This is a genomic window from Devosia sp., from assembly GCF_028290645.1.
Taxonomy (GTDB): domain Bacteria; phylum Pseudomonadota; class Alphaproteobacteria; order Rhizobiales; family Devosiaceae; genus Devosia_A.
Genome location: NZ_JAQGJL010000157.1, coordinates 1 through 6,238, shown reverse-complemented (window position 1 = coordinate 6,238; position 6,238 = coordinate 1). Strand labels below are relative to the sequence as shown.

The 6,238-nt window shown below is 66.1% G+C and carries 6 protein-coding genes; all 6 read left to right on the top strand.

Translation table 11 applies throughout. The annotated features are described in order from the left end of the window. On the top strand, window positions 1-1,220 hold a 1,220-nt coding region (gene murJ, locus JWQ89_RS09085), incomplete at its 5' end, for a murein biosynthesis integral membrane protein MurJ (protein ID WP_299640286.1). 33 nt (window positions 1,221-1,253) lie between these two features. Then, window positions 1,254-2,456: a glycine C-acetyltransferase gene (locus tag JWQ89_RS09080; RefSeq protein WP_299640284.1), complete on the top strand. Its 1,203-nt coding sequence runs from the start codon at window positions 1,254-1,256 to the stop codon at window positions 2,454-2,456. 136 nt (window positions 2,457-2,592) lie between these two features. Further along, entirely contained in the window at window positions 2,593-3,615 is a 1,023-nt protein-coding gene (tdh, locus tag JWQ89_RS09075; protein WP_299640282.1) for an L-threonine 3-dehydrogenase, read from the top strand. A 234-nt stretch (window positions 3,616-3,849) separates the two neighbouring features. Next, window positions 3,850-4,881, top strand: coding sequence for a tryptophan--tRNA ligase (trpS, locus tag JWQ89_RS09070; protein WP_299640280.1), 1,032 nt, complete (start codon window positions 3,850-3,852; stop codon window positions 4,879-4,881). 91 nt (window positions 4,882-4,972) lie between these two features. Continuing rightward, window positions 4,973-5,449 carry a universal stress protein gene (locus JWQ89_RS09065; protein WP_299640288.1) on the top strand — a complete coding sequence of 159 codons (477 nt, stop codon included), beginning with the start codon at window positions 4,973-4,975 and terminating at the stop codon, window positions 5,447-5,449. Between the two features lie 68 nt (window positions 5,450-5,517). Then, window positions 5,518-6,075, top strand: a complete 558-nt coding sequence (locus tag JWQ89_RS09060) for a NifU family protein (RefSeq protein ID WP_299640279.1) — start codon at window positions 5,518-5,520, stop codon at window positions 6,073-6,075. Window positions 6,076-6,238: the final 163 nt, after the last annotated feature.

Here is a 6,238-nt window from a genome sequence, read left to right as displayed (position 1 = left end):
TTCCGGGGTTCCTGAACGACCCGGAGAAATTCCACCTGACGGTGTTCCTGACGCGGATCATGTTCCCGTATCTGGCCTGCATGTCGCTGATGGCGGCCTATGCGGCGATCCTCAACAGCCTCGGCCGCTTCACCGCTGCCGCCTTCGCGCCGGTGGTGCTGAACATCGTCAATATCGGGGCGCTGATCCCGCTGGCGATCCTGACGCTCGAGGACAGGGACACCGCCTTCTGGGTGGCGGTCGCCACCATGCTCGGCGGCATCGCGCAACTGATGCTGGTCTACTGGGCCATCCGGCGGGCCGGGTTCGTGCCGAAACTCCGCTGGCCGAAGGTGGACGCGGAGGTCCGGCGCTTCTGGATCCTCGCGGTGCCGGCGATCATCGCGGGCGGCATCACCCAGATCAACATCTTCGTCGGCACCATCATCGCCTCGGGCGCCAACGAGGTGATGTCGATCATCTACAATGCCGACCGGCTCTACCAGCTGCCGCTCGGCATCATCGGCATCGCCATCGGCACCGTGCTGCTCCCCGAACTCTCGCGCCATATCGGCGCCGGCCGCGACCTCGAGGCGCGTCAGAGCCAGAGCCAGTCGCTGTTCCTCTCGATGTTGCTCTCGATGCCCGCCGCCGGGGCGCTGATCGCGCTGGCCCTGCCGGTGGTCCGCGTGCTCTTCGAGCGCGGCGCCTTCGGCCCGATGGACAGCGTCCTCGTCTCGCAGGCGCTGATCGCCTTCGCGGCGGGCCTCCCCGCCTTCGTCCTCATTCGCGTATTGCAGCCGGGGTTCTTTTCGCGCAAGGACACCAAAACCCCGACGATCTTCGCCGCGGTCTCCCTAGTCATCAACATCGCGCTGTCGCTGGCCTTGTTCCCGACGCTGAAGCATGTCGGCATCGCGCTCGCGACCTCGGTCGCCGCCTGGGCCAATGTCGTCCTCCTCGGCATCTTCCTCGCCCGCCGTGGCCACTTCACGCTCACCGCGCATGAGTGGCGGCAAGAGGCGATGATCCTGCTCCTGACCCTCGTCATGGCCGGCGTGCTCTACGGCCTCGTCCTCCTCCTGGGCCCGGTCTTCGATCCCGGCTATTTCTTCCCCATCCAGGCGCTGGCGCTGCTGGCGCTCTGCATCCTCGGCGCCGGACTCTACTTCGCCCTCGCCCACCTGACCGGCGTCCAGCCGCTCGGCCAGCTGTTGAGGCGCTTGCGGCGAAACAGGTAGCGCGGTCTACTGCGGCCTCTTTCGGAGGCCAACATGCAAGCCGGTTATCTCGATCACCTGAAGACCGTCCTCGCCGAAATCGAGGCCGCCGGCCTGATGAAGCGCGAGCGCCAGATCACCTCGCCGCAGGGCGGCAGCATCGCGGTGGCCGGGCCCGCTGGCCCCCGGCAGATGGTCAATCTCTGCGCCAACAACTATCTCGGCCTCGCCGACCATCCGGAGATCGCCCAGGCCGCCTCCGACGCCCTGACCCGCTACGGCTTCGGCATGGCCTCGGTGCGCTTCATCTGCGGCACGCTCGACCTCCACCGTGAACTCGAGCACGCCACCGCGCGCTACCTCGAAAAGGACGACGCCATCCTTTTTGCCGCCTGCTTCGATGCCAATGGCGGCCTGTTCGAGACGCTGCTCACCGAGGACGACGCCATCATCTCCGACAGCCTCAACCACGCCTCGATCATCGACGGGGTGCGCCTCTCGAAGGCCCGGCGCTACCGCTACCAGACCTCCGACATTGACGACCTCGAGACCCAGCTCAAGCAATCGATCGAGGACGGCGCCCGCTTCCGCCTGGTCGTCACCGACGGCGTCTTCTCGATGGATGGCCACATTGCCAACCTCCCCGAGATTTGTGCACTGGCCGAGCAGTACGGCGCCCTCGTCGCCGTCGACGATTGCCACGCCACTGGTCACCTTGGGGCAGGGGGCCGCGGCACCCCGACGCTCACCGGCGCCGGCGCGCGCGTCGACATCCTCACCGGCACCTTCGGCAAGACGCTCGGCGGCGCCATGGGCGGCTTCATCGCCGGCCCGCAGCCGGTCATCGACCTGCTTCGCCAGCGCGCCCGGCCGTATCTTTTTTCCAACGCCCTCGCCCCCGCCGTCGCCGCCGGCTCGCTCAAGGCCATCGAGATTGCCGAGAAGGCCGACGACCGGCGCGAAAGGCTGATGCACCACACCAGCCGCTTCCGCAGCGGACTCAGCCGCGCCGGCTTCGAACTCCTCCCCGGCCAAACCCCGATCATCCCGGTGATGCTGGGCGAAGCCAGTCTCGCGCAAGACCTCGCCGCCGCCCTCGACAAGCGCGGCGTCTATGTCGCCGGCTTCTTCTACCCGGTCGTCCCCAGGGGCCGCGCCCGCATTCGCACCCAGATGTCCGCCGCGCTCGAAGACAAGGACATCGACTTCGCCATCGGCGCCTTCGCCGAGGCCGGCAAGGAGCTGGGGATCATATGAACGGCACCATCAGTCAGCCCTCCCTCCCCCTTGAGGGGAGGGATCGAGGGAGGGGGTGGTCCTGCGATCACCGACGGACCCCCACCCCTTCCCTCGGGCGACCGTGAACCCGACATCCGGTGCCTGGAGTGAAATCATGAGAGCCCTCGTCAAAGCCAAACCCGAACCCGGCATCTGGATGGAAGAGCGGCCGATCCCCGAGATCGGCCCCGAGGACGTGCTGGTAAAGGTCCACAAGACCGGCATCTGCGGCACCGACATCCACATCTACAAATGGGACGACTGGGCCCAGAAGACCGTGCCCGTCCCCCTCGTCACCGGCCACGAATACTCCGGCGAGATCGTCGCCGTCGGCGAGGATGTGAAGAATCTCAGCATCGGCCAGCGCGTCTCCGGCGAGGGCCATGTCGTCGGCATGACGAGCCGCGCCAGCCGCGCCGGAAAATTCCACCTCGATCCCGAGACCAGGGGCATCGGCGTCAACCTCCCCGGTGCCTTCGCCGAGTTCGTCAGGATCCCGGCCTTCAACATCATCCGCCTTCCCGACACGATCGACGACGAGCTCGGCGCCATCCTCGATCCGCTCGGCAACGCCGTCCACACCGCGCTCGCCTTCGATATCGTCGGCGAGGACGTGCTGGTCACCGGCGCCGGCCCCATCGGCCTCATGGGCGCCGCAGTCGCCCGCCATGTCGGCGCCCGCCACGTCGTCATCACCGACATGAACCCCGACCGCCTGCAGCTTGCGGCCGAGGTCGCGGATGTCGTCCCGGTGAACATCGCCAAAGAGAACCTGCGTGAAGTAATGGACCGGCTCGGCATGAAGGAAGGCTTCGACGTCGGCCTCGAGATGAGCGGCGCCCCCGCCGCGCTCGACCAGATGATCGACCACATGGTGATGGGCGGCCGCATCGCGCTCCTCGGCGTCCCCGCCCGTCCCTTCATCTTCGACCTGGGCAAGATCGTCTTCCGCATGATCACGCTCCGCGGCATCTACGGCCGCGAGATGTTCGAGACCTGGCACAAGATGCTGGCCATGCTGGAATCGGGGCTCGATGTGCGCAAAGTCATCACCCGCCGGATGAGCGCCGACAACTACGCCGAAGCCTTCCGCCTCGCCGCCGCCGGCGAGAAAGGCAAGATCGTCCTCGAGTGGTGAGGCACTCGTTTGCCCCCACCCACGGTGTCACCCCGGCGCAGGCCGGGCCCATCCTGAGGTTTATCCGGCCGCAGCGATGCCTGCCGCCTCACAGGATAGTTTCCGGCCTACGCCGGAATGACATCGCTCTTGGGGTTGGACGGAGCCAAATGCACGAGAGAACTCCCTCCCCCTTGTGGGGAGGGCCGGGGTGGGGGTAAGCCACACGCTCAAGATTCCCTCTCGGACTCTCCCATGCCCTTCACCCCGCGCGTCTTTTCCGGCATCAAGCCGTCCGGCGACTTGCATCTCGGCAATTATCTCGGCGCCATCCGCCGTTTCGTACCGCTGCAGGATACGCATGAGACGATCTACTGCGTCGTCGACATGCACGCGATCACCGTGTGGCAGGAGCCCGAGGACCTGCGGCGCTGGACCTACGAGATCGCCGCCGCCTACATCGCCTCGGGCCTCAATCCCGAGCGTTCGATCATCTTCAACCAGTCCCAGGTGGTCGAGCATGCCGAGCTGAGCTGGATCTTCAACTGCGTCGCCCGCATGGGCTGGATGGCGCGGATGACCCAGTTCAAGGACAAGGCCGGCGAGAACTCCGAGCATGTCTCCTTGGGGCTCTTCGCCTATCCCTCGCTGATGGCGGCGGATATCCTGCTCTACAAATCTACCGGCGTGCCGGTCGGCGACGACCAGAAGCAGCATCTCGAGCTGACCCGCGACATCGCCAAGAAATTCAACCACGATTTCCGCAAGCAGATCAAAAGCCTGGGCTTCGACGAGGAATACTTTCCGCACACCGAATCGATGGTCACCGGCCCCGCCACGCGCGTCATGAGTCTCAAGGACGGCAAGAAGAAGATGTCGAAATCCGACGCTTCGGACATGTCGACCATCTACATGATGGACGACGCCGACACGATTTCGAAGAAGATCAAGCGCGCCACCACCGACCCCGAACCGCTGCCCAGCGAAGCCGCCGGGCTCGAAGGGCGCGCCGAAGCTTCAAACCTCGTCTCGATCTACGCCGCGCTCGCCGATCGCAGCGTTGATGACGTGCTGCGCGAGTTCGGTGGCGCCGGCTGGGGCACTTTCAAGCCGGCCCTTGCCGATCTCGCCGTCTCCGTCCTCTCCCCGATCGCCGGCGAGATGCGCCGGCTGGTCGGCGACAAGCCCGAGATGGACCGCATCCTTCGCAACGGCGCCGACCGGGCCCGCGCCATCGCCGTGCCGGTAATGGACGAAGTGCGCCAGATCGTCGGGTTCGTGCGCTGACGATCGCCGCCTCCTGGCCCCGCTTGCGGCCCCGCCGCGCATTTGGGACAATGCCGCACCTTCCCTTTCAAGGTGCGGCGCCTTGGCTGACATGATGAGCGAATACAAACGCAAGTTTCTCGTCGTCATCGATGAGAGCAAGGAAGCCGATCGCGCCATCACCTTTGCCGCGAACCGGGTCAGGCGTACCGGCGGCACCGTGGTGCTGCTCTCGGTCATCGACAGCCAGGATTTCACCCAGTTCCTCGGCGTCGAGGACGTGATGCGGGCCGAAGCGCGCGACGAAGCCGAGCGGCTGCTCGACGCCAAGCGCGCCCGCATTTCCCAGATCGGCGATATCCGCACCGAGACCGTGATCCGCGAGGGCGACCTCGTCGGCGAGATCGAGCGGCTGGTCGCCGAGGATCCGGCCATCGCGATCCTCGTGATCGCTGCCGCCGCGGGCAAGGAAGGCCCGGGCCCGCTCGTCAGCGCCTTCGCCAACCGCGCCGGCCAGGCCGCGCTGCCGGTCATCGTCACCATCATCCCCGGCACCATGACCGACGAGCAGATCGTCGCGGTGACCTGAGAGGGCCTTGCGTTTGCGGGACCAAAACCCTATTTTAGAACGGTTCTAACGCGAGGCAGAAGCGCCCGATGTTCATCCAGACCGAAGCGACGCCGAATCCGGCGACCCTCAAATTCCTCCCCGGCCGCGATGTCCTCGTCGGCGAGCCGCGCGATTTCCGGCAGGCCGAATCGGCCGCCATCTCGCCACTGGCCTCTGCCTTGTTCGACGTCCCCGGCGTCGAGGGTGTGTTCCTCGGCTCCGATTTCATCTCGGTTACTAAGGACAGTGCCGAGTGGAGCCACATCAAGCCGGCCATTCTCGGCGTGATCATGGAGCACTTCCTCTCCGGCAAGCCCATTCTCGCCGACGGCACCGCTGAAGTCGTGACCGGCGAAGAGTTCTTCGACGACGCCGATTCCGAGACCGTCGAGGTGATCAAGGAACTGCTCGCCACCCGCGTGCGTCCGGCCGTCGCCATGGATGGCGGCGACATCACCTTCAAGGGCTTCAAGGAGGGCACCGTGTTCCTCCACATGCAGGGCGCCTGCTCGGGCTGCCCGTCTTCGACCGCGACGCTCAAGAGCGGCATCGAGAATTTGCTCAGGCACTTCGTGCCGGGCGTCGAGGCCGTGCAGCAGGTCTGAGGCGTGCTGCAGCGCTGAAGTTTCAATCGCCCGGCCCTTGGTCGGGCGATTTGCTTTTGGCCACTGGTGGCTGTGGACCCCCACCCCTGTCCCGTCCCCCTAAGAATGGGAGGGAGACCAAAACACCGGCGTCAGTGCGTGCGTCTCCCTCCCCAGTAGGGGG